This is a genomic window from Streptomyces sp. MMCC 100, from assembly GCF_041538145.2.
Classification (GTDB): Bacteria; Actinomycetota; Actinomycetes; order Streptomycetales; family Streptomycetaceae; genus Streptomyces.
Map to the genome: position 1 here is coordinate 7,384,695 of NZ_JBGORK020000001.1, position 21,642 is coordinate 7,406,336.

General features: G+C 71.0%; 23 protein-coding genes. 7 read left to right on the forward strand and 16 right to left on the reverse strand.

Going from position 1 to position 21,642, the window contains the following annotated elements:
* Positions 1 to 64 precede the first annotated feature (64 nt).
* From ABS735_RS34215 to ABS735_RS34245, 7 genes are all read right to left on the reverse strand, one after another.
* Positions 65 to 166 (reverse strand): putative leader peptide, encoded by a 102-nt coding sequence (locus ABS735_RS34215; RefSeq protein ID WP_315978814.1) that lies wholly within the window; start codon positions 164 to 166, stop codon positions 65 to 67.
* A 141-nt stretch (positions 167 to 307) separates the two neighbouring features.
* Positions 308 to 607 carry a DUF4229 domain-containing protein gene (locus ABS735_RS34220; RefSeq protein ID WP_373903967.1) on the reverse strand — a complete coding sequence of 100 codons (300 nt, stop codon included), beginning with the start codon at positions 605 to 607 and terminating at the stop codon, positions 308 to 310.
* 117 nt (positions 608 to 724) lie between these two features.
* Entirely contained in the window at positions 725 to 1,249 is a 525-nt protein-coding gene (locus ABS735_RS34225) for a GNAT family N-acetyltransferase (protein WP_373903968.1), read from the reverse strand.
* 16 nt (positions 1,250 to 1,265) lie between these two features.
* Positions 1,266 to 1,922, reverse strand: a complete 657-nt coding sequence (locus tag ABS735_RS34230) for a UdgX family uracil-DNA binding protein (RefSeq protein ID WP_373903969.1) — start codon at positions 1,920 to 1,922, stop codon at positions 1,266 to 1,268.
* A gap of 173 nt (positions 1,923 to 2,095) precedes the next feature.
* Positions 2,096 to 3,259 (reverse strand): aminofutalosine synthase MqnE, encoded by a 1,164-nt coding sequence (gene mqnE / locus ABS735_RS34235; RefSeq protein WP_030145306.1) that lies wholly within the window; start codon positions 3,257 to 3,259, stop codon positions 2,096 to 2,098.
* Between the two features lie 251 nt (positions 3,260 to 3,510).
* The gene (locus tag ABS735_RS34240) at positions 3,511 to 3,966 is read right to left on the reverse strand and encodes an Lrp/AsnC family transcriptional regulator (RefSeq protein ID WP_030401669.1); all 456 of its coding nucleotides are present in this window, start codon (positions 3,964 to 3,966) and stop codon (positions 3,511 to 3,513) included.
* Positions 3,967 to 4,059: 93 nt separating this feature from the next.
* Complete coding sequence (locus ABS735_RS34245; protein ID WP_373903970.1) at positions 4,060 to 4,710, reverse strand: UbiX family flavin prenyltransferase; 651 nt, start codon at positions 4,708 to 4,710, stop codon at positions 4,060 to 4,062.
* 203 nt (positions 4,711 to 4,913) lie between these two features.
* Between ABS735_RS34245 and ABS735_RS34250 the strand changes: the two genes are divergently transcribed.
* Genes ABS735_RS34250 through ABS735_RS34260 form a run of 3 tightly spaced genes read left to right on the forward strand, consistent with a single transcriptional unit; the run spans position 4,914 to position 6,600 of the window.
* Positions 4,914 to 5,795 carry a P-loop NTPase family protein gene (locus tag ABS735_RS34250; protein WP_373903971.1) on the forward strand — a complete coding sequence of 294 codons (882 nt, stop codon included), beginning with the start codon at positions 4,914 to 4,916 and terminating at the stop codon, positions 5,793 to 5,795.
* Positions 5,792 to 6,274 (forward strand): hypothetical protein, encoded by a 483-nt coding sequence (locus ABS735_RS34255; protein ID WP_373903972.1) that lies wholly within the window; start codon positions 5,792 to 5,794, stop codon positions 6,272 to 6,274. The genes ABS735_RS34250 and ABS735_RS34255 overlap by 4 nt, the downstream gene beginning before the upstream one ends.
* Positions 6,271 to 6,600, forward strand: coding sequence for a hypothetical protein (locus ABS735_RS34260; RefSeq protein ID WP_373903973.1), 330 nt, complete (start codon positions 6,271 to 6,273; stop codon positions 6,598 to 6,600). Before ABS735_RS34255 ends, ABS735_RS34260 begins: the two co-directional genes overlap by 4 nt.
* A gap of 50 nt (positions 6,601 to 6,650) precedes the next feature.
* Here ABS735_RS34260 and mqnP read toward each other — a convergent pair whose 3' ends face one another.
* A complete protein-coding gene (gene mqnP, locus ABS735_RS34265; RefSeq protein WP_373903974.1) occupies positions 6,651 to 7,556 on the reverse strand; it encodes a menaquinone biosynthesis prenyltransferase MqnP in 906 nt (301 codons plus the stop codon).
* Positions 7,553 to 9,010 carry a menaquinone biosynthesis decarboxylase gene (locus ABS735_RS34270; protein ID WP_373903975.1) on the reverse strand — a complete coding sequence of 486 codons (1,458 nt, stop codon included), beginning with the start codon at positions 9,008 to 9,010 and terminating at the stop codon, positions 7,553 to 7,555. Before ABS735_RS34270 ends, mqnP begins: the two co-directional genes overlap by 4 nt.
* 87 nt (positions 9,011 to 9,097) lie before the next feature.
* Here ABS735_RS34270 and ABS735_RS34275 point away from each other — a divergent pair, with 87 nt between their 5' ends.
* On the forward strand, positions 9,098 to 9,400 hold the full coding sequence (locus tag ABS735_RS34275; RefSeq protein WP_373904299.1) for a PLD nuclease N-terminal domain-containing protein: 303 nt from the start codon (positions 9,098 to 9,100) through the stop codon (positions 9,398 to 9,400).
* Positions 9,401 to 9,406: 6 nt separating this feature from the next.
* On the opposite strand, the gene ABS735_RS34280 is transcribed toward ABS735_RS34275, so the two are convergent.
* Positions 9,407 to 11,200: a protein kinase domain-containing protein gene (locus tag ABS735_RS34280; RefSeq protein WP_373903976.1), complete on the reverse strand. Its 1,794-nt coding sequence runs from the start codon at positions 11,198 to 11,200 to the stop codon at positions 9,407 to 9,409.
* A gap of 58 nt (positions 11,201 to 11,258) precedes the next feature.
* Positions 11,259 to 11,666 (reverse strand): VOC family protein, encoded by a 408-nt coding sequence (locus tag ABS735_RS34285; RefSeq protein ID WP_373903977.1) that lies wholly within the window; start codon positions 11,664 to 11,666, stop codon positions 11,259 to 11,261.
* Between the two features lie 90 nt (positions 11,667 to 11,756).
* Between ABS735_RS34285 and ABS735_RS34290 the strand changes: the two genes are divergently transcribed.
* Positions 11,757 to 12,842 (forward strand): helix-turn-helix transcriptional regulator, encoded by a 1,086-nt coding sequence (locus ABS735_RS34290; protein ID WP_373903978.1) that lies wholly within the window; start codon positions 11,757 to 11,759, stop codon positions 12,840 to 12,842.
* A 75-nt stretch (positions 12,843 to 12,917) separates the two neighbouring features.
* Here the strand turns inward: ABS735_RS34290 and ABS735_RS34295 are convergent, their stop codons facing one another.
* On the reverse strand, positions 12,918 to 14,801 hold the full coding sequence (locus tag ABS735_RS34295) for a protein kinase domain-containing protein (protein ID WP_373903979.1): 1,884 nt from the start codon (positions 14,799 to 14,801) through the stop codon (positions 12,918 to 12,920).
* A gap of 201 nt (positions 14,802 to 15,002) precedes the next feature.
* Between ABS735_RS34295 and ABS735_RS34300 the strand changes: the two genes are divergently transcribed.
* Positions 15,003 to 15,605 (forward strand): TetR/AcrR family transcriptional regulator, encoded by a 603-nt coding sequence (locus tag ABS735_RS34300; protein WP_373903980.1) that lies wholly within the window; start codon positions 15,003 to 15,005, stop codon positions 15,603 to 15,605.
* Positions 15,606 to 15,867: 262 nt separating this feature from the next.
* Positions 15,868 to 17,295 (forward strand): condensation domain-containing protein, encoded by a 1,428-nt coding sequence (locus ABS735_RS34305; RefSeq protein WP_373903981.1) that lies wholly within the window; start codon positions 15,868 to 15,870, stop codon positions 17,293 to 17,295.
* Here the strand turns inward: ABS735_RS34305 and ABS735_RS34310 are convergent.
* The 4 genes from ABS735_RS34310 to ABS735_RS34325 all read right to left on the reverse strand — a co-directional run bounded on the left by ABS735_RS34310 (position 17,286) and on the right by ABS735_RS34325 (position 21,642).
* Positions 17,286 to 17,708, reverse strand: coding sequence for a hypothetical protein (locus ABS735_RS34310; protein ID WP_373903982.1), 423 nt, complete (start codon positions 17,706 to 17,708; stop codon positions 17,286 to 17,288). The two genes, ABS735_RS34305 and ABS735_RS34310, sit on opposite strands and share 10 nt — an antisense overlap.
* A gap of 89 nt (positions 17,709 to 17,797) precedes the next feature.
* Positions 17,798 to 18,931 carry a c-type cytochrome biogenesis protein CcsB gene (ccsB, locus tag ABS735_RS34315; RefSeq protein ID WP_373903983.1) on the reverse strand — a complete coding sequence of 378 codons (1,134 nt, stop codon included), beginning with the start codon at positions 18,929 to 18,931 and terminating at the stop codon, positions 17,798 to 17,800.
* A gap of 191 nt (positions 18,932 to 19,122) precedes the next feature.
* A complete protein-coding gene (gene resB / locus ABS735_RS34320; protein ID WP_373903984.1) occupies positions 19,123 to 20,865 on the reverse strand; it encodes a cytochrome c biogenesis protein ResB in 1,743 nt (580 codons plus the stop codon).
* Between the two features lie 3 nt (positions 20,866 to 20,868).
* The gene (locus ABS735_RS34325; protein ID WP_373903985.1) at positions 20,869 to 21,642 is read right to left on the reverse strand and encodes a cytochrome c biogenesis CcdA family protein; all 774 of its coding nucleotides are present in this window, start codon (positions 21,640 to 21,642) and stop codon (positions 20,869 to 20,871) included.

A 21,642-nucleotide genomic window follows, 5' to 3' on the forward strand; every position in this document is an offset into this window, starting at 1 on the left:
GGGGACGGGACGCGGGATGGGACGCGCTGAGCTGACGTGGGAACGACTGGATGAGGGGGGAACGTCAGGGGCGACAGTTCGCGGACGCGTTCCGGCAGAGGTCCACGTGCAGGCGCGCCACGAGCGCGAGGCGCTGCGGTGTGGTGGGCGCGGCTGCTTGCTTCATGCACACGACTTTAACACCTGTGCTTTGAGACACTCAAAGCCATACTTTGAGAGGCAGGAGCGGGCTCCTGCCCGTTAAACGCAAAGCGCCCCGGTTTCCGGTGAAATTCGGAAGCCGGGGCGTGCGTGCGCGTGACGGACGTTACGAGGTCTGCCCCTGGGCCCGTGCCGTGTCGTCGGCGGTGTCCTCCTGGCCGCGGTTGGCCTCCAGGTTGGCCTTCATGCGGGTGACGCGGCCCGCGACCTGCTCCGAGGCCCGGTCCCGCTCCTTGCGCAGCGCGACGTAGCTGATGGGGGCGGAGATCAGCAGGGAGAGCAGGAGGATCCACATGCCGTTGGAGTCGCCGAGGCCGCGCGGGAACACTCCGGCGTAGACGAGCCCCCAGACGACCACGAGGCAGCCTGCGAAGATCCCGAGGCGCATCAGCGTGTAGCGGAGCATCTCAATCCACTCTTCCGTTTCTGGCACAAAGAGGCACTGTCCAGTGAAACATGCCGGACTGCCGATCTTGCACGGGGGTCGCGCCCCGCCGGGCGGGGCCGCGGGGCCGGTGCGTCGTCAGCCCAGCGGCAGCAGCATGAAGACGTCGTCCCGGTCGTCGCCGGGAGCGACCCGGATGGCGCCGGGGACCCGCCCGACCTCCTTGTAGCCGCAGGACTCGTAGAACCGCTCCAGGCCGAGCCCGCCCCGGCAGGTGAGCCGTATCGCCTCGATGCCGTCACAGGTGCGGGCGGCGTCCGCGGCGGCGGTCATCAGGTCCCGGCCGTAGCCGCGGCCCTGGTGGCGCGGGTGGACCATGACCGTGTAGAGCCACAGCCAGTGCCTCATCAGCCGGTGTGTGTTGAGGGCGAGGAACGCGGTGGCGGCCACCCGCCCCTCCTCGTCGTGTCCGACGAGCAGGCGGGTGCGCCCTTCGGCCATGCCCACCATGTGCTTGACCAGCTCGGGGCGGATGTCCTCGCGTGTCACCGGCGGCACGAAGCCGACGGAGCCGCCGGCGTTGGAGACGTCGGTCCACAGGTCGAGGACGCCGTCACGGAGGTCGGGGGTGACGGCCGGATCGAAAGTGAAAGTAAGGGACACGGAGCCATAGTAGCTATTACGCGAGTGCCTCTGCGGCGACTTTCAGGTCCGAGACCAGTCCCCGGTAGGCCGCGTCCCGGTCGTCGGACCGCAGCACCGCCGACGGGTGCACGGTCGGCACGAGGCGCTCCGGGCGCCCGTGGATCTCCTCCTCCAGCACCGTGCCGCGCACCTGGGTGACCCGGAACGACGAGCCGAGCAGCGCCTTGCCGGCCGTGGCGCCCAGCACCACGATCAGCTCGGGCTCCACCCGGTCCAGCTCGGCGGCCAGCCAGGGGCCGCAGGCGGTCATTTCGCGCAGGGTGGGCGCCTTGTGGATACGGCGCTTGCGGGGTTCCGCCCGGGTGAACTTGAAGTGCTTGACGGCGTTGGTGACGTACGCGTCCGCCGGGTCGATGCCGGCTTCCGCCAGCGCCCGGTCGAGGAGGTGCCCGGCGGGACCGACGAAGGGCTTGCCCTGCCGGTCCTCCTGGTCGCCGGGCTGTTCACCGACGAGCATGACGCGGGCGGACGCCTTTCCGGCGCCGAAGACGGTCTGGGTGGCGTCCCTGTGCAGGGGGCAGCCGTGGCACTCGGCGGCGGCTTCGCGGAGGGCGGGGAGGCCGCCGCGGTGCGGGACGAAGGGCTCCGCGGTGTAGGCGTCCTCGGGTGCGCTGGTGGGGGTGCCTGACATGCGGGCCGGGTACCCGCCGCGGAGGTGCCGACCCATGCCGGGTGCGGCTGAGTGGGTGCTCACGCAGGGTTCCGCGCGCCCCTTTCAGGGGCGTGCAGTGCACGTACCTCGAGGGGCGCGGGGAACCGCGCGATCAGCAGCCACCGGCCGGCAGCCGAAGGACGACCGCGGAATCAGACCCGCATCGGCTGCGGCGCCTCCCGGCGCGCCGGGTCGGGACCCTCGTACTCCCGGAGGATCTCGTACCGCGTGTTCCGTTCGACCGGCCGGAACCCGGCGTCGCGGATGAGGTCCAGCAGGTCCTCGCGCGTCAGCTTGTTCGGCGTGCCGAAGTCGTCCGCGTCGTGCGTGATCTTGTACTCGACGACCGAGCCGTCCATGTCGTCCGCGCCGTGCTGGAGGGCGAGCTGGGCGGTCTGGACGCCGTGCATGACCCAGAAGACCTTGACGTGCGGGACGTTGTCGAAGAGCAGCCGCGACACCGCGAACGTCTTCAGCGCCTCCGCGCCGGTCGCCATCTGCGTCCGCGCCTGGAGGCGGTTGCGGATCTTGCCGTCCTTCATGTCCACGAAGTCGTGCTGGTAGCGCAGCGGGATGAAGACCTGGAAGCCGCCCGTCTCGTCCTGCAGCTCACGCAGGCGCAGCACGTGGTCCACGCGGTGGCGGGGCTCCTCGATGTGGCCGTAGAGCATGGTGCACGGGGTCTTCAGGCCCTTCTCGTGCGCCAGGCGGTGGATGCGGGACCAGTCCTCCCAGTGGGTGCGGTGGTCGACGATGTGCTGCCGCACCTCCCAGTCGAAGATCTCCGCGCCGCCGCCGGTGAGGGACTCCAGACCGGCGTCGATCAGCTCGTCCAGGATGTCGGAGGCGGACATCCCGGAGATGGTCTCGAAGTGGTGGATCTCGGTGGCCGTGAAGGCCTTGAGCGAGACGTCCGGCAGCGCGGCCTTCAGTTCGCGCAGCGAGCGCGGGTAGTAGCGCCACGGCAGGTTGGGGTGCAGGCCGTTGACGATGTGCAGCTCGGTGAGGTTCTCGCCCTCCATCGCCTTGGCGAGCTTGACCGCCTCCTCGATGCGCATCGTGTACGCGTCCTTCTCCCCCGGCTTGCGCTGGAAGGAGCAGTACGCGCAGGAGGCGGTGCACACGTTGGTCATGTTGAGGTGGCGGTTGACGTTGAAGTGGACGACGTCGCCGTTCTTCCGCGTCCGCACCTCGTGCGCGAGGCCGCCGAGCCAGGCGAGATCGTCCGACTCGTACAGCGCGATGCCGTCCTCGCGGGTCAGCCGCTCACCGGAGCGGACCTTCTGCTCCAGCTCGCGCTTGAGCCCGGCGTCCATGCGATACCTCTTTCTGAGACGAACTCGTCAACCGTACGCTCCGGCGCGGCGGCCGGTCCCGGTGCCTAGGGGGTGTCGTTTGGATCTTGCCGGGGTCGCGGGGCCTGGCACGCACATCTGCGGCGTTGTCGTCGGTTGCCAGGGCTCCGCCCTGTCGCCCTCCTCCGCCTTGCAGCTGCACGCACCAGACCCCGCTCGGGTCGGCCACAAGGCACCGTCTCCTGGAGCCGGCCTGATCCAAACGACACCCCCTAGACCTCTTCGGGCAGCTCCCCCACCCGGTTCTCCCACTTGGTGGAGAGAACGATGGTGGTACGGGTCCTGGACACGCCCTTGGTGCCCGACAGCCGCCGGATGATGCTCTCCAGGCCGTCCACGTCGGCGGCGCGCACCTTGAGCATGTAGGAGTCGTCGCCGGCGATGAACCAGCAGTCCTCGATCTCCCGCAGCTCCTTGAGGCGCTGGGCCACGTCCTCGTGGTCGGCGGCGTCGGAGAGCGAGACGCCGATCAGCGCGGTGACGCCGAGGCCGAGCGAGGCGGCGTCGACGGTGGCCCGGTAGCCGGTGATGACACCGGCCGCCTCCAGCCGGTTGATGCGGTCGGTGACGCTGGGTCCGGAGAGTCCGACCAGGCGCCCCAGCTCCGCGTAGGAGGCCCGGCCGTTCTCCCTCAGGGCCTGGATGAGCTGCCTGTCCACCGCGTCCATGCGATCGAAGCCTTCCACTGAAGAGTTCTGAAGATGTGGGTAACAAACGTGTGGGTCACGAACATGTGGGGGGAGGTGGTGCTCCGGCGCCGCTCAGCCGGTGGGGCGGGCCCCGCCGAGGTCGCCGCGCCAGCGACGGTAGAGGTCGTGCCCGACGCCCGCCGCGTCGAGGACGCGTCCGGCGACGAAGTCCACCAGGTCCTGGATGTGCGTCGCCCCCGCGTAGAAGGCCGGGGAGGCGGGCACGACGCTCGCGCCGGCGTCGTCCAGGGTCACCAGGTGCCGCAGCGTCCGGCCGTCCAGCGGGGTCTCCCGTACGGCCACGACGAGCCTGCGGCGCTCCTTGAGGGTCACGCTCGCGGTGCGCTGGAGCAGGTCCTTCGACAGCCCGAGCGCGACGCCGGCCACGCAGGCCGTGGACGCGGGCACGATCAGCATGCCCTTCGTCGGGTACGACCCCGAGGACGGCCCGGCCGCGAGGTCGCCCGCGCTCCAGTGCCGTACGCCGGAGACGTCCGCGTCGAACGCGTCCGGCTTTCCGTCGGCTCCGCGGGCCAGCCACTCTCGCAGGTCCTGCTGCCAGTGGGCGTCGCGGAAGGAGATGCCGGTCTCGTCGAGCAGGGTGAGCCGTGAGGCCCGGCTGACCACCAGGTCGACGCTCTCGCCGGCGGCGAGCAACGCACGCAGCACGGCGGCGGCGTACGGGGTGCCGGACGCCCCGGACACCCCCACGATCCAAGGCACGCGCTGCGAATCTCCTGGGTTCACATCTTGAGCCTACCGGTGGACGGGGCAGTCCTCAGGACCGGTCCGCCCGCCTTGGCCGGGCCGGGGCGGGCCCTCGGCGTCAGGGAGGCACCAGGGCGTCGGTTTGCCGTGTAACAACCGAGAGTGTTCATGCGATGAATGCCCCAAAGACGTACGGGGCACGGGGGGAGACAGCCTGCATGTCTGACGGCTGGGACGACGTGAGAGCGAATTGGGACACCGCCGTACGCGCGGCCGAGGCCGCGGAACGGGGCCGGTGGTCGCCCGGTGAGTTCCAGGCAGGCCGAGCGGGCCTCGGGCTCGTCCGACACACGATCGCCTTCACCGGCGAGCCCGGGGCCGGCAAGACGATGCTGTTCGAGGCGCTGTCGGAAGGCGGCGCCCGGCTGGGTGGTCGTGAGACGACCAAGAGCCTCACCGCCGAGTACGGACATCGCACTCTGCACCTCGGATCCTTACGAGCCAGGGTGTCCGCGCTGGTGGTACCCGGACAGGTGGCCCACGAACGCGACCGCGCCATGGACAAGATCCTCAGCGAGCACACATCGCCGAAAGGCATCATCCACGTGGTCTGCTGGGGGCACAACAAGGTCTGGAACCGGGCGAACCAGAGCGTGCTGGAGAGGGCGGCACGCAACAGCTCCGGCGGCCTCACCCTGCAGAGCGTCCGCGCGTGGCACTTGGAGAAGGAACTCGCAGACTTCGAGCAACTGTGCGACCGCATCAACGACACGCGCGCGGCCCGGCGGAGTCTGCGCTGGCTGATCGTGGCGGTCGCCAAGGCCGACTTGTTCTGGGAGCACATCGACGAGGCCCGCGACTACTACGTGCCCGGCTCGGACGCGACGGCACAGCCACCTGTCGGAGAGTCCGGATTCAGCACGGTGCTGCGAGACCTGGCCGATCAGACCGGTGTCCGGATCTCGGTGGTGCCGGTCAGCTCCCAACTTCTGCGGCACACCTTCAGCGAGTCCCTCCCCCGGCAGACCAGCCAGTTGGACAGCACCGGGGTGGGGGCGCTGATGGAGCACTTCTATCGGATGCTGAAGGAACTGTTGTGAGACGGGGAGCCCGGAACCAGCAGAACAAGGGCGCCCAGGACCCCGAGGCGATGCCGGACGGCCTCTTCAGGCGGTACACGGCTGATACGGGCCGGGATTTCGACCTACTGCTCACGCGGGCGGAGGAATTACTCGGTGTCGTGGTCCGGGACCGCCGGCACCTTCTGGTGCTCCGCAGTCTGCAGTTTGTGGTTGTGCTGGCTCCAGCGCTTCTCCTTGCCGCCCTCAGCGCGCCTCCCGCTGCGGCGATCGCTCTGGCACCAGCCTTGGCCGTCGCGGCGCTGGTCGAGAAGTACGCCGTTCGCCCTGCCTCCCGGAGACGCTCGCAACGGCAGACGGAGCTCACCGAACTAGTGGACGGACTGAGAGAGGTCTTCGTCCACCTTGCGACGAGCGAGCTGTGGCCGACGAGTCGGACCCGGCAGGCCCGTAGCCGCTTGGCCCGGTTCTCCGTCGAAGAGCGAGGAGGTCTTTGGTGAACCACCTGTTCCCCCTGGTACGTCGATTGCTGTTGTTCGCCAGCATCGCCGGCCTGGCCAGTCTGGTACTGCCGCAGATCGGTGTGGTGGCCACCCGAAACTCGGCGTACGAGTCCGCGCTCACCGACAACTGGGACGCGGCTGCCGCAGCAGCCGGGCTGACGATGTTCGGTGCCCTGGAAATCTGGTGGGCTTCCTGGCTGTGGCTGTCCGTGGCCGGCGGCATGGTGGACAACAACCTGGGCAAGGGCCTGGCAAGTGCGTTGACCGGTGGGGCACTGATCTGCGTGGCGGGCGTCGTACTCGTTACCTCGGTGTTTCCCTAACCGTCCGGCGCCCGCCACAGCAGTCTCGTCGCCGTTGTGCCGACGCGGCTCTACACCGTGAGCCCACGCACCAGCAGATCGATCAGCGCGCAAAGGAAGAGGCTGATACCGAGGAAGCCGTTGACCGAGAAGAACGCCCTGTTGAGGCGGGTCAGGTCGGTGGGGCGCACGATGGTGTGCTCGTAGAGGAACGCGCCCGCGACGATCACCAGACCGAGCCAGAAGAAGGCACCGGCGTCGGTGGCGACGGCGTACCAGACGAACAGGGCCGTGGTGACCGTGTGGCAGGCGCGGGCGCCCCAGATGGCGGCCGGGACGCCGAAGCGGGCCGGGACCGAGCGGACGCCGACCTCGCGGTCGGTCTCGACGTCCTGGCAGGCGTAGATCAGGTCGAAGCCGCCGATCCAGATGCCGACCGCGAGACCGAGGATCACGGCCTCCCAGGACCAGGAGCCGCTGATCGCCAGCCAGCCGCCGATCGGGCCCATGGCCTGGGCGAGGCCGAGGATGGCCTGCGGGAAGTTCGTGAACCGCTTGCCGTACGGGTAGACCACCATCGGCACGACGGCCACCGGGGCGAGGGCCAGGCAGAGGGGGTTGAGCAGGGCCGCCGCGCCGAGGAAGACGACCAGGGCGATCAGCGCGCCGGTCCAGGCGTGCTTGACCGACATGGCGCCGGTGACCAGTTCGCGGTGGGCGGTGCGGGGGTTGCGGGCGTCGATCTCGCGGTCGATGATCCGGTTGACCGCCATCGCGAAGGTGCGCAGGCCCACCATGGCGACGGTGACCAGGAGCAGCCGGCCCCAGTGGATGTTCTCGTCCCACATGTACATCGCGGTCAGCGCGGCGATGTAGGCGAAGGGCAGCGCGAACACCGAGTGTTCGATCATCACCAGGCGCAGGAACGCCTTGGTGCGCCCCGGCTGCTGCGGCAGGGCGGCGGAAGCCGACGTCACAGTCCGTACTCCTTCCAGCGGCGGTCGACCTTCGCCGCCGTATCCGGGTCGGACAGCACCATGTCCGGCCAGCCCCCGTCCCGGGTGTACCCCTCCTCGGGCAGCTTCCTCGTGGCGTCGATGCCCGCCTTGCCGCCCCAGAACTGCTGGTAGGAGGCGTGGTCGAGGTGATCGACCGGGCCTTCGACGACGGTGAGGTCCCGGGCGTAGTCGGTGTTGCCGAGCGCCCGCCAGGCGACCTCGTGCAGGTCGTGGACGTCGCAGTCGGCGTCGACGACCACGATCAGCTTGGTCAGGGACATCATGTGCGCGCCCCAGACGGCGTGCATCACCTTCTGGGCGTGCTTGGGGTACTTCTTGTCGATCGAGACGATCGCGCAGTTGTGGAAGCCGCCGGCCTCGGGGAGGTGGTAGTCCACGATGTCCGGGACGATGATCTTGAGGAGGGGGAGGAAGAAGCGCTCCGTGGCCCGTCCGAGGGGGCCGTCCTCCGTCGGGGGCCTGCCCACCACGATCGACTGGAGCAGCGGGCGCTTCCGCATCGTCACGCAGTCGATCTTCAGGGCGGGGAAGGGCTCCTGCGGGGTGTAGAAACCGGTGTGGTCGCCGAAGGGGCCCTCGGGGAGCATCTCCCCCGGCTCCAGCCAGCCCTCGATGACGACCTCGGCCTGCGCGGGCACCTGGAGCGGGACCGTCTTGCAGTCGACCATCTCGATCCGCTTGCCCTGCAGGAACCCCGCGAACAGGTACTCGTCGATGTCGCCGGGGAGCGGCGCGGTGGAGGCGTACGTCACGGCGGGCGGGCAGCCGAAGGCGATCGCGACGGGCAGGCGCTCACCGCGGCGGGCGGCGACCTGGTAGTGGTTGCGGCTGTCCTTGTGGATCTGCCAGTGCATGCCGATGGTGCGCTTGTCGTGGCGCTGGAGCCGGTACAGGCCCAGGTTCCGGATGCCCGTCTCCGGGTCCTTGGTGTGGGTCAGGCCCAGGTTGAAGAAGGAGCCGCCGTCGTCCGGCCAGGTGAAGAGGGCGGGGAGGCGGTCCAGGTCGACGTCGTCGCCGGTGAGGACGACCTCCTGGACGGGCGCGCTGCCCGGCTTCACCTTCTTCGGCGGTACGTGCGTCATCGCGCCGAGCTTCCCGAAGGCCTCGCGCACGCCGACGAAGCCCTGGGGCAGCTCGGGGCGGAGCAGCCCGCCGATCTTGTCCGAGATGTCGGAGTACGACTTGAGGCCGAGGGCCTTGAGCAGGCGGCGGTCGGTGCCGAAGACGTTCATCGCGAGGGGCATGTCGGAGCCCTTCACGTTCTCGAAGAGCAACGCCGGGCCGCCTGCCTTGTTCACCCGGTCGACGATCTCCCCGACCTCCAGGTACGGGTCCACCTCGGCCTTGATGCGCTTGAGGTCGCCCTCGCGCTCCAGCGCCCTGAGCAGGGAGCGAAGATCGTCGTAAGCCATGCCGTCCAGTATCCCCGAGCGGCTACCCTGGCCCTGTACCTGGGGGCCATGACGCGTCCCCACCCCTCGCTTGAGCTGGAGAAGCCCATGCTCCGGGTGCTGATGTTCCTCGTGCCACTGGCTCTGAGCGTCTACGCGTTCATCGACTGCATCAGCACGAAGGACGCCGACATCCGCCACATGCCCAAGCCGCTGTGGGCGATCCTCGTGCTGCTCTTCCCGCTGGTCGGCTCGATCTCCTGGATCATCGCCGGCAAGAAGCGGCAGCCCGCCGGCTCCTCGCCCTGGCAGGGCGGCGGCGGGCGGCGGCAGTGGGTGGCGCCGGACGACAACCCGGACTTCCTGAAGTCCCTCGACGACGACCGGGACGAGGACCCCAAGAGGGACTGAGGCTCCTCACGCGAGTGTCCTGATCCGGGCCGCCGTGAGCGCCCGGTCGAAGGCCCGTACGTCGCGGATGGCACCGGGGAAGAAGTCGCGGGGCTCCCCGGCGAAGGAGGCCCGGCCGATGATGAAGGCGCCGGTGGCGGGGGCGGGGGCGGTGTCCTCGACGACGGCCTCCTGGACGCCGTTGACGTACAGGCGCAGCTTGCGGGCGGGGCCGTCGCAGACGCCGGTCAGGTGGGTCCAGACGTGCGCGGCGGGTGCGGTACGGCCGACCGCGCGCAGACCGGGGCGTGCGAAGGCCCAGCCGTGGTCCTCGCTGGAGTACTGGAGGTAGAAGCCGCTGGCGTCGGCGCTGTCCTGGCTGACGGCGGTGGCGAAGACATCCGGCACGACGGAGAGGCGGACCCAGGCGGCGACGGTGAAGCTGCGGCCCGCGCCGGTCTCCAGCACCGGGCCGTCGGTCACGATCTGGCTGCCGGTGCCGTCGAAGAGGGCGCCTCCCCCGGCGTCCTGCCAGGCGACGCCGGTCGCGGTGCCGTCGTGGCCGCCCGCGGCGTCCCGCACGACATGACCGGCGGCCTCGTCGAGGTGCCAGAGCCCGACCGGTCCCGGGGGCGGCGGGGCCGCGGAGGAAGGTGAGGGCGACGGCTGGGGCGCGGAGCCGTCCGCCGTACCCGGTCCGGCCGGGCGGTTGAGCCAGAACCCGGTTCCGACACCGAGGGCGGCGAGCGCGCCCGCGCCGGAGAGCAGGAAGGCCCGTCGGCTGCGGCGGCCCTCGGTCCCAACCGAGGTCGGGCGTACCTCCGGCGGTGCGGGCGCCGGCGGGCGTGAGGGGTCGACCCTGGTCCGCGGATGGCCCTCGGGCGCGGCGGGCGGCGGGACGACCTGGGCGGGTACGGCCTGGGTGGGTACGGCCTGGGTGGGTACGGCGTCCGCGCGGGTCGGGCGGACGGCCGGCGTCCACTGCTGCGCGTGCGGCAGGGCCGTCGCGCTCTCGCCGCCCAGCGGTCCGATGCGGGCGAGGATCTCGCGCGGCGTGGGACGGCGGGCCGGGTCCTTGGCGAGGCAGTCGGCGATCAGCGAACGCAGGGCGGGGTCCGCGACGGCGTCCACGTCGGGGGCGTTGTGCACGACGCGGTAGAGCAGCGCGGGCGTCGGTCCGGCGCCGAAGGGGCCCGCGCCGGTCGCCGCGAAGGCCAGCACCGCGCCCAGGCAGAACACGTCGCTGGCCCAGGTGACCTCGTCCCCGTTGACCTGCTCCGGGGACATGAAGCCCGGGGAGCCCGCCATGTGCCCGGTGCCGGTGAGGGAGTCGGCGTCGACGCTGCGGACGATGCCGAAGTCGATGACGCGCGGCCCGTCCTCGGCGAGCAGCACGTTGGAGGGCTTGAGGTCGCGGTGGACGAGGTGCGCGGCGTGGATCGACACCAGCGCCTCGGCGAGCCCGGCGGCCAGCGTGAGCACCGCCTGCGGTTCGAACGGCCCGCGCTCGGCCACCGCCTGCTCCAGCGAAGGACCGGCGATGTAGCTGGTGACCAGCCAGGGCAGGGGCGCGTCCGGGTCGGCGTCGACGACCGGCGCGGTGAAGGCGCCGCTGACCATCCGGGCCGCCTGCACCTCGCGCCGGAAGCGGTCGCGGAACTCCGGTCGGCGCAGCAGCTCGGCGTGCACCACCTTGACCGCGACGAGCCGTCCTCCCGGGGACCGGCCGAGGAAGACCCGGCCCATGCCGCCCACGCCCAGCCGGCCCAGCAGCCGGTACTCCCCCACGGAGCGCGAGTCGTCCGGCTCCAGCGCTGACACAGATCCCTCCCGGCATGCGGTACTCGCCCCTGCGGGCGAATCCAGCATAGGGGGGTGATCAGCGGGCGACGTCGGCGAACTTCTCGACGGCGGCCGGGGTGACCGGCGTGAAGAAGTTGACCAGGTTGCCGTCGGGGTCGCGGAGGAGGAGCGCCCGGTTGCCCCAGGGCATGGTCGTGGGCTCCTTGACGAAGTCCGCGACCCATCCGGTCAGGTTGCGGTGCACGGCGTCCACGTCGTCCACCAGGAACTCGACGATCACGCTGCGGTTGTCGGCGGGGTGGGCGGAGCCGGGGGCGAAGAGCGGCACGGTGCGGGTGCTGCCGATCGCGAGGGCGCCCGAGGGGCTGCGCAGTTCCGCGAAGTCCTCGGTGGCCCAGGTCGCGCGCAGACCGGTGGCGCGCTCGTAGAAGCCGACGAGGCGGGCTACGTCGTCCGTGATGACGCGGATCGATACGAGATTCATGGGTTCACTCCAGTTCGGCCGGTGCTGTCCTCCACACGCTAGGAGCGATACCGGTCACTTTCCGGCCGGTATCGGCGGCAGACTTGGGGCATGTCCCGTCCCGTGTCCCGTGTGCTCACCCTGCTCGAACTGCTCCAGGCGGGCGGTGTGCGGACCGTGGCCGAACTCGCCGACCGGCTCGGCGTCGGTGAGCGCACGGTGCGCCGGTACGTCGACCACCTCGTCGACCTCGACGTCCCCGTGGAGTCGGTACGCGGCCGCTACGGCGGCTACCGGCTCGGCCCCGGCCACCGCATGCCACCGCTGATGCTGAGCGACGACGAGGCACTGGCCGTACTGCTGGGCCTGGTCGCCGGCCGGCGGACCGGGATCACGGCGGCGGCCGGCACGGCGGGCGAGACTGCGGCGGCGAAAGTCCGGCGGGTGCTGCCGGAACGGCTCCGCCGGCGTCTGGACGCGGTGCTCGACTCTCTCACCTTCACGACCGCACCGGCCGAGTCCGCCGCGCCTCAGGCCGCCGTCCTGCTCCCGATCGCCGACGCGGTGCGCCATCACCGGCCGGTGTCGGTCCGGTACACCGGCGGCAGCGGCCGGGGCGGCGAACGGACCCTGTACCCGTACGGGCTCGTCGCGCACGGGGGCCGGTGGTACGTGACGGGCAGGGATCTCTCGGTCGCCGCGGACCGTACGTTCCGCCTCGACCGCATCGCCGGCGCGAGGGTGCTGCCGGGCACCTTCGAACCGCCCCCCGGTCCCGGCCCGGCGGAGCGCGTGCTGACGTCGCTGGCCACCGCTCCCCACCGGTACGAGGTGACGGTACGGGTCCAGGGGACCGCCGAGGAGCTCCGCGCCCTGCTGCCGGGCAGCGTGGCGATCGTGACCGCGGATGCGGGCGGGGACGGCGGTCGTCCCGGGGCCGGAGGAGGCGCCTCCTCCAAAACCGGGGACGGCGGTCCTCCCGGGGCCGAGGGCGGCGTCTCGCCGGGGGCCGAAGGCGGCGCCGAGCCCTGGTGCCGTGTCGAGATCCGGGCCGAACGCCTCGACTGGCTGCCGGGCCTGTTCGCGTCGCTGGGCCGACCGTTCGTCGTCGAGCGACCGGACGAGCTGCGGGGACTCGTCGCGGACCTCGCGGGCCGGCTCATGGACGCGGCCCGGCACTCCCCGCCGCACGGCTGACGACGGGCCTCGAATCACAGCCGGGTCGGGGCGAGCCGGACGGTGACGGCGGCGGTGTGTGCGACGGCCCCGTCCCTAGGTACGCGTCCACCGCTGCGACGCCGTCCCGGGGGAACAGCTCTGTGCCCTGACGTGGCCGTCGTCGGCCCGGGCGAGGCACCCGTCGTTGAAGACGCTCTTCAGCACCCCGCCCGAGCCGGTGCGCCACAGCACTGCGGACGCGAAGCCCGTCGGGGCACAGCTCTCGGTCGTCACCACCTGACCGATGAAGGACGCGGTCAGGCACATGCCGGTGGAGTTGTTGACGACCTTCACGGTGCCGTCGGACGCACTCTTGAACGACCAGGAAGCCGACGCCGCCGAGCAGGACCCCGTGGCCGCCCACCCGGTGAAGTCCGGGATCAGGCACTTGCCGTTCCCGCCGTTCTTGAGAGCGAACGTGCCGGAGGGGGTACCGGTGTCATCGGAACCACCGCCGGACGGCGAGTCCCCCGACCCGGACGATCCGCCCGGCATGGACGATCCGCCGGAGTCGGACGCCCCTCCCGAGCTTCCGGAGTCACCCGACCCACCGGAGCCGCCTGCCCCGCCTGCCCCGCCGGAGCCGCTGTCCGAGCCCCCGTCACCGGCGGCCGGCGCGCCACCGCCCCGGCCGGCTCCCCCGCTCCCGTTCTCGCCCCCCGCGCCGTCCTTGCCGTCCTTGCCGTTCTTGCCGTTCTTCTCGCTCTCGTCGCCCTTGCCGTCCGACGGCGACGCGCTCGGGGACGGCCGCTTCTTCGCCGACTCCGAGGGCGGGGCCGTCGGGTCCAGCGGAGCCGAGACGGACGGGGACGGAGCGGTTTCCGCCTCCGCCTTGTCGTGGGAGGCGTACGGCAGGAGCTGGACGGCGAGGGTCACCCCCGTCGCCAGCACGATCGGGACGACACCGACGAAGACACGGGTACGGCGCCGGTCCCGGGGCCGCTTCGGATTCCCGCCCCCGCTGTCCGTGGAGTCGGGCTCGGGGCCGGGCTCGGGGACGGGAAGGTCCGCCGTCTCCGGCAACTTCGTGACGAACGCCGCCCGTTCGGCCAGCCGCTCGGTGACGGCCTCCGGCCACAGCGGCGGCTCGTACGGTCCGTGCACCTCGGCGAGGTCGAGCAGGTCGGCGGCGGTGGGCCTGCCCTCGTAGTCCTTGTCGAGGCAGCGGGCGACGACATCGGCGAGTTCGGCGTCCAGATCGCGCAGCGGCTGGAGGTCGGGCTCCTCGTGCACGATGCGGTACAGCACCGCGGGGCCGGACTCGTCACCGAAGGGCGGCCGTCCGGACGCCGCGTAGGCCAGCACCGAACCCAGCGCGAAGACGTCGACGACACCGGTGGACGTCCGCTTGCCAGAGGCCTGCTCCGGCGACATGTAGGCGGGCGTGCCCACCACCACGCCGCTCTTGGTCAGCTGGCTCTGGTCCGCGGCCCGCGCGACGCCGAAGTCGATGAGGGTGAGGCCGTCGAGCGTCAGCATCACGTTGGACGGCTTCAGGTCCCGGTGCACCATGTCCAGCGCGTGCACCGCCACCAGCCCCTTGGCGGCCTCCCGCAGCAGCAGCCACAGCGCACCGGCGGGCAGCGGACCGCCGTGGACCTCCAGCGCCTCGGTCAGGGTGAGGCCCGGGACGTAGGCGGTGGCGAACCACGGCGGCCGGGCGTCCCGGTCCCCCGCGAACAGCGGCGCGGTCGCCTCCCCGGGTAAGCGGGCGAGGTTGTCCAGCTCGTGTCCGAAGCGGCGCAGGAACTCCTTGTCCTCGCCGACGACGACCGAGGGCAGCACCTGCTTGACGGCCGCGTACCGGCCCTCGTGGACGCCGAGATAGACCCGGCCCATTCCGCCGGCGCCGAGGCGTCCGATCAGCGGGATCGGTCCGATCCACCGCGGGTCCTCGTCCTCCAGCGGCTCCGCTCCGCTGCCGTCCAGCTCCAACACGTCAGCCCTGTCTCCCCGTTGTCCCGACGACCGAGGACCCGCGGCCCGCCCGCTCCCCTCCGAAGTCCGGGCGGACACGCGCGTCCCGCAGGAGTCAGTCTGAGCCAGACGGGATAGAATTGGAAGGAACTTCTAGAAAATCATTCTAGAAGCAGGGAGCGAGAAGCACCCGGACGAAGACCGACGAGAGCGCGCCTGCCCATGAGTCCCAAACAACACCGCGGCGAGGTCACCTCCGACCTCCTCCTGGACGCCGCGCTCCGCCTGTACACGGAGTCGGGCGAGCAGGGCGTCACCGTCACCGCCGTCACCCGGACCAGCGGGGTCAGCCTCGGCAGCCTCTACCACCACTTCGGCAGCCTCGACGGCCTGCTCACGGCGCTCACCGAGCGCTGGACCGGGCGCCTGCTCGAGCAACTGGTCACCGCGCTGACCCGTACCGAAACGGCCCGCGAGGGAATCCGGGCCGTGGTCGAGGCCTATCTGGCCTTCGTCCGCGACCACCCCGGTGCCGCGCTCCTCGTCCACTCCCCGCGCGCCGACCGGCGCCTGCTGGCGCGGGGCCAGGAGGTGCGGGACGAGCAGGAGCCGGCCGTCTCGGCGATGTCCCTGTGGATCCAGCCCCGCATCGACGCCGGCGAAGTCGCCCCGCTCCCCATGCCGTTGCTGGAGACCCTGGTCCTGGGCCCGGTCGTCGCCGTCGCCCGGCGCCGGCTGTCCGGCGTCCGGGACCTCGACCTGGACGAGGCCGCACGGATCCTGCCGGAGCGGATCTGGCGGTCGATCAGCACGGACGGGGCCTAGGGGGTGTCGTTTGGATCAGGCCGGCTCCAGGAGACGGTGCCTTGTGGCCGACCCGAGCGGGGCCTGGTGCGTGCAGCTGCACGATGAAGGCCGAAGGGTGAAGGCCGCAGGGGGGAAGAGTGAAGGGTCGCCCGGACACAGGGCCGGATCGGCGTTCGAGAGGCCATCCGTTCCGTTGAACAGTGTCGACACACCCGGTGCATGGTCGCGGAGACGGCATTCCCTTGGTCGGGTCTGTACATCTGCGAACGGAGACCTCCTCGTGCGAATGACCGACATCCAGCGCTGCGAGATCCGGCCCGGGCGCCTCGTCGAGTGGACGCTCAGCCCCGGCACACTCGACATCGCGGCGGCGCTGCCCGAGGACACGCGACCGCCCGCGTACATCCAGGAGTCGCACATCCGGACGGCACGGTCGGTGCGCGAGGACGGCCTGTTCGTGCCGACCTGGCTCGGCGCGGCCTTCGACATCCCGGGCCCGGTCGACCTCGACGTGCTCCAGGAGGCGTTGCGCGCCTGGACCCTGCGGCACGAGACGCTGCGCAGCGGGTTCCGGTGGAGCGGCGAAAGCGGTGACACGATGCGGCGGTTCACGCTCGACGCGGACTCCGTGGCCCTGCACCGCGAGGACGTCGGCGACTTTCCCGACGCCACGGACCTCGCCCGTCACCTCCAGGACCGCTTCGACCGGGTCGCGGACGCGCTGCGCTGGCCCAACCTCATCTACACGGCGGTCGTGCGCGACGACGGCGTCAGCGTCTACATGGCCTTCGACCACAGCAACGTCGACGCCTACTCCATCTACCGCATCCCCGCCGAGGTCGGCGAGTTGTACGCCGCCGGCGTCGCCGGGCGGACCGTCCCCCGGCCCCGGGTCGGCTCCTACGTCGACTTCTGCGAGGCGGAGCGGGCGGACGCGGACCGGATCGACGGCGGCCACGACGTCGTCGCCCGCTGGCGGGAGTTCATCCGGCGCTGCGACGGGCGGCTGCCGTCCTTCCCCGTCGACCTCGGCGTCCGGCCAGGCGGCGCGCTGCCCGAACAGCGGCTGCTGCGCGAACCGTTGGTGGACGCGGCCGACGCCGCCGCCTTCGAGGCGTACTGCCGTCCCTACGGCGGCAGCCTCGTCGGCGTCCTGGCCGCGACCGCGCTGATCGTCCACGAGATCGGCGGCGAGCCCGTCTACCGCACCGTCGTGCCCTTCCACACCCGGTCGCGGTCCCAGTGGACGGAGTCGGTCGGCTGGTACGTGGGCGGCGCGCCGATCGAGGTCCCGGCGGACCGTGCCCACGACTTCCCCGGCGCCCTCGCCACCGTCCGCGCCGAACTCCAGGCCAACCGGCGGCTGTCCCGCATGCCGATCGACCGGGTGCTGCGCCTGCTCGGCACGGACTTCCGGCCGACCTCACCCGACCTGTACTCGATCGTGTCGTACGTCGACGCCCGCGGTGTCCCCGGCGCCGACAGCTGGCCGGACCGGACGGCGTACGCGCTGCTCCGGGTCTCCTACGGCGACCAGGTGTGCGCCTGGGTCACCCGGCTCCCCGAGGGCCTGTGGTTCGCGAGCCGTTACCCGGACACCGACGTCGCCCACAAGAACCTGCGGCTGTACGTCGAGCGGCTGCGGGACATCGTCACGGGCGTGGCCCGCGGGGACGTGCCCCGGTCGTCGCACGTGCCTCAGTCGTAGTAGTGGACGCGCACCATCTCGGGGTCGTCCTCCGTGCCGATGTAGAACTCGGCGCGGTTGTTGTCCCCGTCGACGTAGTCGCCGATGTCGCGGAAGACCCAGCAGCCGGCGCCCTTGACGGTGGCCACCCGCTTGGCGTTGTAGGGCTCGGCGTCCTGTTCGTACAGGTTGTACGACTCCTTGGTGGTGGCCGACGTGGTGATGCAGGCCCGGAAGTCGCCGCCGGCCGACTTCACGGTCTTCGTCCGGTACTCGCTCTGGTAGTAGGCGTCGCGGGTCCCCAGGTCGTCCCACGAGCCGCCGCCGGCCGGGGCGGCCGCGGCGGCCGGTGTGAAGGACAGTGCGAGCGCGGCCGCGGCGACCGCGACCGCGGCTCCCGTCGCCGAACGTCGTGCGGAGAGCGCGGAGAGCATCGTCTTCCCCCTGTCAATACGCCTTGCAGACTTGCTCTTTCAGGCTCTCAAAGGGGTTCGGCGGCTGTCACGGCGGGAAATGTGCGGGTTCAGAAACCTACCGACCGAAGGGCGCCCAGGCCGACGTCCGCGTAGGAGTGCTTGCCGGAGACGAAGATGTTGACGCCGTAGTAGTTGAACAGCCAGCAGGCGAAGGCGACGAGGGCCAGGTAGGCGGCCTTGCGGCCCTTCCAGCCGGCGGTGGCGCGGGCGTGCAGGTAGCAGGCGTAGGCGACCCAGGTGATGAAGGACCAGGTCTCCTTGGGGTCCCAGCCCCAGTAGCGGCCCCAGGCGTCGCCCGCCCAGATCGCGCCCGCGATGATCGTGAAGGTCCACAGCGGGAAGACGGCGGCGTTGACGCGGTAGGCGAACTTGTCGAGGGAGGCGGCGGCGGGCAGCCGGTCCAGGACGGAGCCGGCGAAGCGGCCGGGGGTGCCGCCGGAGGCCAGCTTGCTCTCGAAGTTGTCCTTGAAGAGGTACAGGATCGTGCCGACCGCGCCGACGTAGAAGACCGCGCCGCAGAAGATGGCGGTCGAGACGTGGATGTACAGCCAGTACGAGTGGAGGGCGGGCACCAGCTGGTCGCTCGCCGTGTAGAGGACCGTGACGGCGAGGCCGAGGTCGAGCAGGACGGTGATGGCCAGGGGCAGGCCGAGCCAGCGGATGTTCTTCTTCAGGGCGAGAAGCACGAGGTACACGCCGACGGCGACCGTCGTGAACGTGATGTTGAACTCGTACATGTTGCCCCACGGCGCCCGCTTCACCGACAGGGCGCGGGCGAGCACGCCGCCGGCCTCGAGGGCGAAGGCGAGGACGGTGAGGGAGATGGCGATCCGCCCGTAGAGGTCGCCCTTCTCGGTGCCGCCGTGCGCGCCCGGCCCGTCGGGCACGTCGCGGGTGCCGGAGGCGGCACGTACGACGACCGCGGGACGTTCGAGTACGGCGGTGCCGCCGGCCTTCTTCACGGTGACGGCCGGACCGGACGCGGCCTTGCCCGCGGCGCCGGCGGTGAGCGCGGCGGCGGTACGGCCGACCTTGCTGCGGCTGCCGAAGAGCCACTCGGCGATGTGCGCGAAGAAGGCCAGGGTGTAGACGGCCATCGCGGAGTAGATCAGCGTGTTGCTGACGTTCGCGAGATGCTCGTTGGTCGCGGCGGCCAGCTCGGTTGCGGCGGCGAGAGTCACTTCTCAGCACTCCTTCGGCGGGTGAATGTCCCGGCACCAAGCGGTCGGGCGGTGAAGTCTGCAGCAGGATGGCGTACGTGTTACCGGGCTGGTTTCAACCCGGCCGGCGCTGATCGTGGAAGACCTGGAGGGCCGCTGGCCAGCCGGGCGGCGAGAGCCGGGAATCTCCCTTGTTCCGCGGGGGAGAGGATTCAATTCTCAGCCCCTTCGGAAGACGCGGAATCGGAGGCGGGGCTGGACAAGCCGTCCGGCTCCGCCCCCGCGTCAGAGGCCTGGTCGTACAGGACGCCGGCGAGGTCGCCGAGCTCCTCGGGGACCTTCGCGGACTCGCTGCGGCCGAGGCCGGCCATCTCCACGACGGTGACGCCGTCGGCGCCGCGCACGGCCCGTACCCAGACGCGGCGGCGCTGGATGAACAGGGAGCCGGCCAGGCCGAAGACGGCGACGACGGCACCGCCGAGCGCCCAGCCGCTGCCGGGCTGCTGCGTGACCTGGAAGCCGGCCCACTCCTGGACGCCGTTGAAGGTGACCGAGCCGGCGCCGTTCGGGAGGGTCATGGTGTCGCCGACCTTGAGCTGCTGCTTGAACAGCTTGCCGTCGGAGCCCTTGAACTCCTCCAGGTTGCTCTTGTCGAGCTGGTAGATGCTCTGCGGGATGCCCGCGTCCACGCCGAGGTCGCCGTGGTAGGCGGAGAGCGCGAGCATCGGGTTGATCAGCGCCGGGAAGGTGGAGCGCATGCCGCTGCCCGCGCCGCCGTAGGTGGGCAGGAAGAACGCGTTGAAGCCGAGCTGTTCCTTCTCCCCCTTGGCGTTGCGGTAGCCGTCCATGACCTTGACGGCGCCGGAGGAGGTGACGTTGCCGTCCAGCGGCAGCAGGGCCACCGCCTGCTTGTCCATCACCACGTCGCCCTTGGCGTCCTTGACGGTGAGGATGGGGGCGTAGCCGTGGCTGACGAGGTACACCTTGGAGCCGTCGATGTTCAGCGGCTTGTTGACCTCGACGGTCTTCGACTTCTCGGCGCCCTCGGCACCCTCGCTGTAGGTGACCTCGGCCTCGTAGACGCGCGGGGTACCGCGGTTGGGGCCGGTCGCCTCGTAGGTGCCGTGGAAGTCCTTCAGGGTGAAGCCGAAGGGTGCCAGGTCGTGGTCCGGGTCGAAGAGGTTCCCGGACTTGAAGTCGTCGTACTGGGTCAGAGTATTGGAGAAGCCGTCGCCCTCCAGGATCAGCTTGTTGCCCTCGTACTTGAACAGCTGGCCCCAGGCGAAGGCGGTCAGCAGCACGATCAGCGCGATGTGGAAGGCGAGGTTGCCGACCTCCCGCAGGTAGCCCTTCTCGGCCGCGACGGCGTCACCGGCGGCGTCCACGCGGAAGCGGCGCTTCTTCAGCAGCTTCCGCGCGGCCTCGCGGACCTCCTCGGGCTCGGCGCCGGTGCGCCAGGTGGTGTAGGCGGGCAGCCGGTCCAGGCGCCGGGGGGCGCGGGGCGGGCGGCCGCGGAGCTGGCCGACGAACTGCCAGGTGCGCGGGACGATGCAGCCGATGAGGGAGACGAACAGCAGGATGTAGATCGCGGAGAACCACACCGAGCTGTAGACGTGGAAGAGCCCGAGCCTGTCGTAGACCGGCGCCAGGATGTCGTGGTTCTGGCGGAACTCCTCGACCTTCATGGCGTCGATGCCGTCCTGCGGGATCAGCGACCCCGGGATCGCGCCCAGCGACACCAGCAGGAGCAGGATCAGCGCGACGCGCATCGAGGTGAGCTGGCGCCAGAACCAGCGGGCCCAGCCGATCACGCCGAGCGAGGGGAGGTTCGGGGCCTCCTCCGTGGGGGCGGTGGACAACTGGGAGCCGGCGGCGCCGAGGTCCTGGTTGTCGCCGTCGGCCTTCGACTGCTGGCCGGGAGGGGTCCCGGGGGTGGTTTTCGAAGTGGTGCTCATCGGTCAGATCCCCACAGTGAAGCCGTTGGACCAGGTCTGCATGGACTGCACGATGCTGTCCCACACGCCGGTCAGGAGCAGGAGGCCGGTCGCGATCATCATGACGCCGCCGACGCGCATCACCCAGACATAGTGCCGCTTGACCCAGCCGAAGGCGCCGAGCGCCTTGCGGAAGGCGACCGCGGCGAGCACGAAGGGGACACCGAGGCCGATGCAGTAGGCGACGGTCAGTATCGCGCCGCGGCCGGCGGTGCCCTGGTCGGCGGAGAGCGCCAGCACGGAGGCGAGGGTCGGGCCGATGCAGGGCGTCCAGCCGATGCCGAACAGGGCGCCCAGTATCGGGGCACCGACCAGGCCGTTCACCGGCTTCTTGTGGAAGCGGAACTCGCGCTGGGTGAGCCAGGGCATCAGGCCCATGAAGAAGACACCCATGACGATCATGAACGCGCCCAGGATGTCGGTCAGTACACCCCGGCTCTCCTGGAGCGTCTGGCCGAAGTAGCCGAACAGCGCACCGCTGGAGACGAAGACGGCGGTGAAGCCGAGGACGAAGAGGGAGGCGCCGGCGACCATGCGCCCGCGCCGGGCCTCGCCGAGGTCGGTGCCGGTGACCCCGGTCACGTAGGAGAGGTAGCCGGGGACGAGGGGCAGGACGCAGGGGGAGAAGAAGGAGACGAGGCCGCCGAGGAGGGCAATGGGGAGGGCGACCAGCAGGGCGCCGTTGAGCACCGTGCCGTTGTAGCCCGCCTCCTCGGCGAGGGTGATCACCGCGGACAC

Bases quoted from the DNA above. Each gene is read 5' to 3' on its own strand.
- ABS735_RS34215 (WP_315978814.1), bottom strand. From the start codon at position 166: ATGAAGCAAGCAGCCGCGCCCACCACACCGCAGCGCCTCGCGCTCGTG.
- ABS735_RS34220 (WP_373903967.1), bottom strand. From the start codon at position 607: ATGCTCCGCTACACGCTGATGCGCCTCGGGATCTTCGCAGGCTGCCTC.
- ABS735_RS34230 (WP_373903969.1), bottom strand. From the start codon at position 1,922: ATGTCAGGCACCCCCACCAGCGCACCCGAGGACGCCTACACCGCGGAG.
- mqnE (WP_030145306.1), bottom strand. From the start codon at position 3,259: ATGGACGCCGGGCTCAAGCGCGAGCTGGAGCAGAAGGTCCGCTCCGGT.
- ABS735_RS34240 (WP_030401669.1), bottom strand. From the start codon at position 3,966: ATGGACGCGGTGGACAGGCAGCTCATCCAGGCCCTGAGGGAGAACGGC.
- ABS735_RS34250 (WP_373903971.1), top strand. From the start codon at position 4,914: ATGTCTGACGGCTGGGACGACGTGAGAGCGAATTGGGACACCGCCGTA.
- ABS735_RS34270 (WP_373903975.1), bottom strand. From the start codon at position 9,010: ATGGCTTACGACGATCTTCGCTCCCTGCTCAGGGCGCTGGAGCGCGAG.
- ABS735_RS34275 (WP_373904299.1), top strand. From the start codon at position 9,098: ATGCTCCGGGTGCTGATGTTCCTCGTGCCACTGGCTCTGAGCGTCTAC.
- ABS735_RS34285 (WP_373903977.1), bottom strand. From the start codon at position 11,666: ATGAATCTCGTATCGATCCGCGTCATCACGGACGACGTAGCCCGCCTC.
- ABS735_RS34290 (WP_373903978.1), top strand. From the start codon at position 11,757: ATGTCCCGTCCCGTGTCCCGTGTGCTCACCCTGCTCGAACTGCTCCAG.
- ABS735_RS34300 (WP_373903980.1), top strand. From the start codon at position 15,003: ATGAGTCCCAAACAACACCGCGGCGAGGTCACCTCCGACCTCCTCCTG.
- ABS735_RS34310 (WP_373903982.1), bottom strand. From the start codon at position 17,708: ATGCTCTCCGCGCTCTCCGCACGACGTTCGGCGACGGGAGCCGCGGTC.
- resB (WP_373903984.1), bottom strand. From the start codon at position 20,865: ATGAGCACCACTTCGAAAACCACCCCCGGGACCCCTCCCGGCCAGCAG.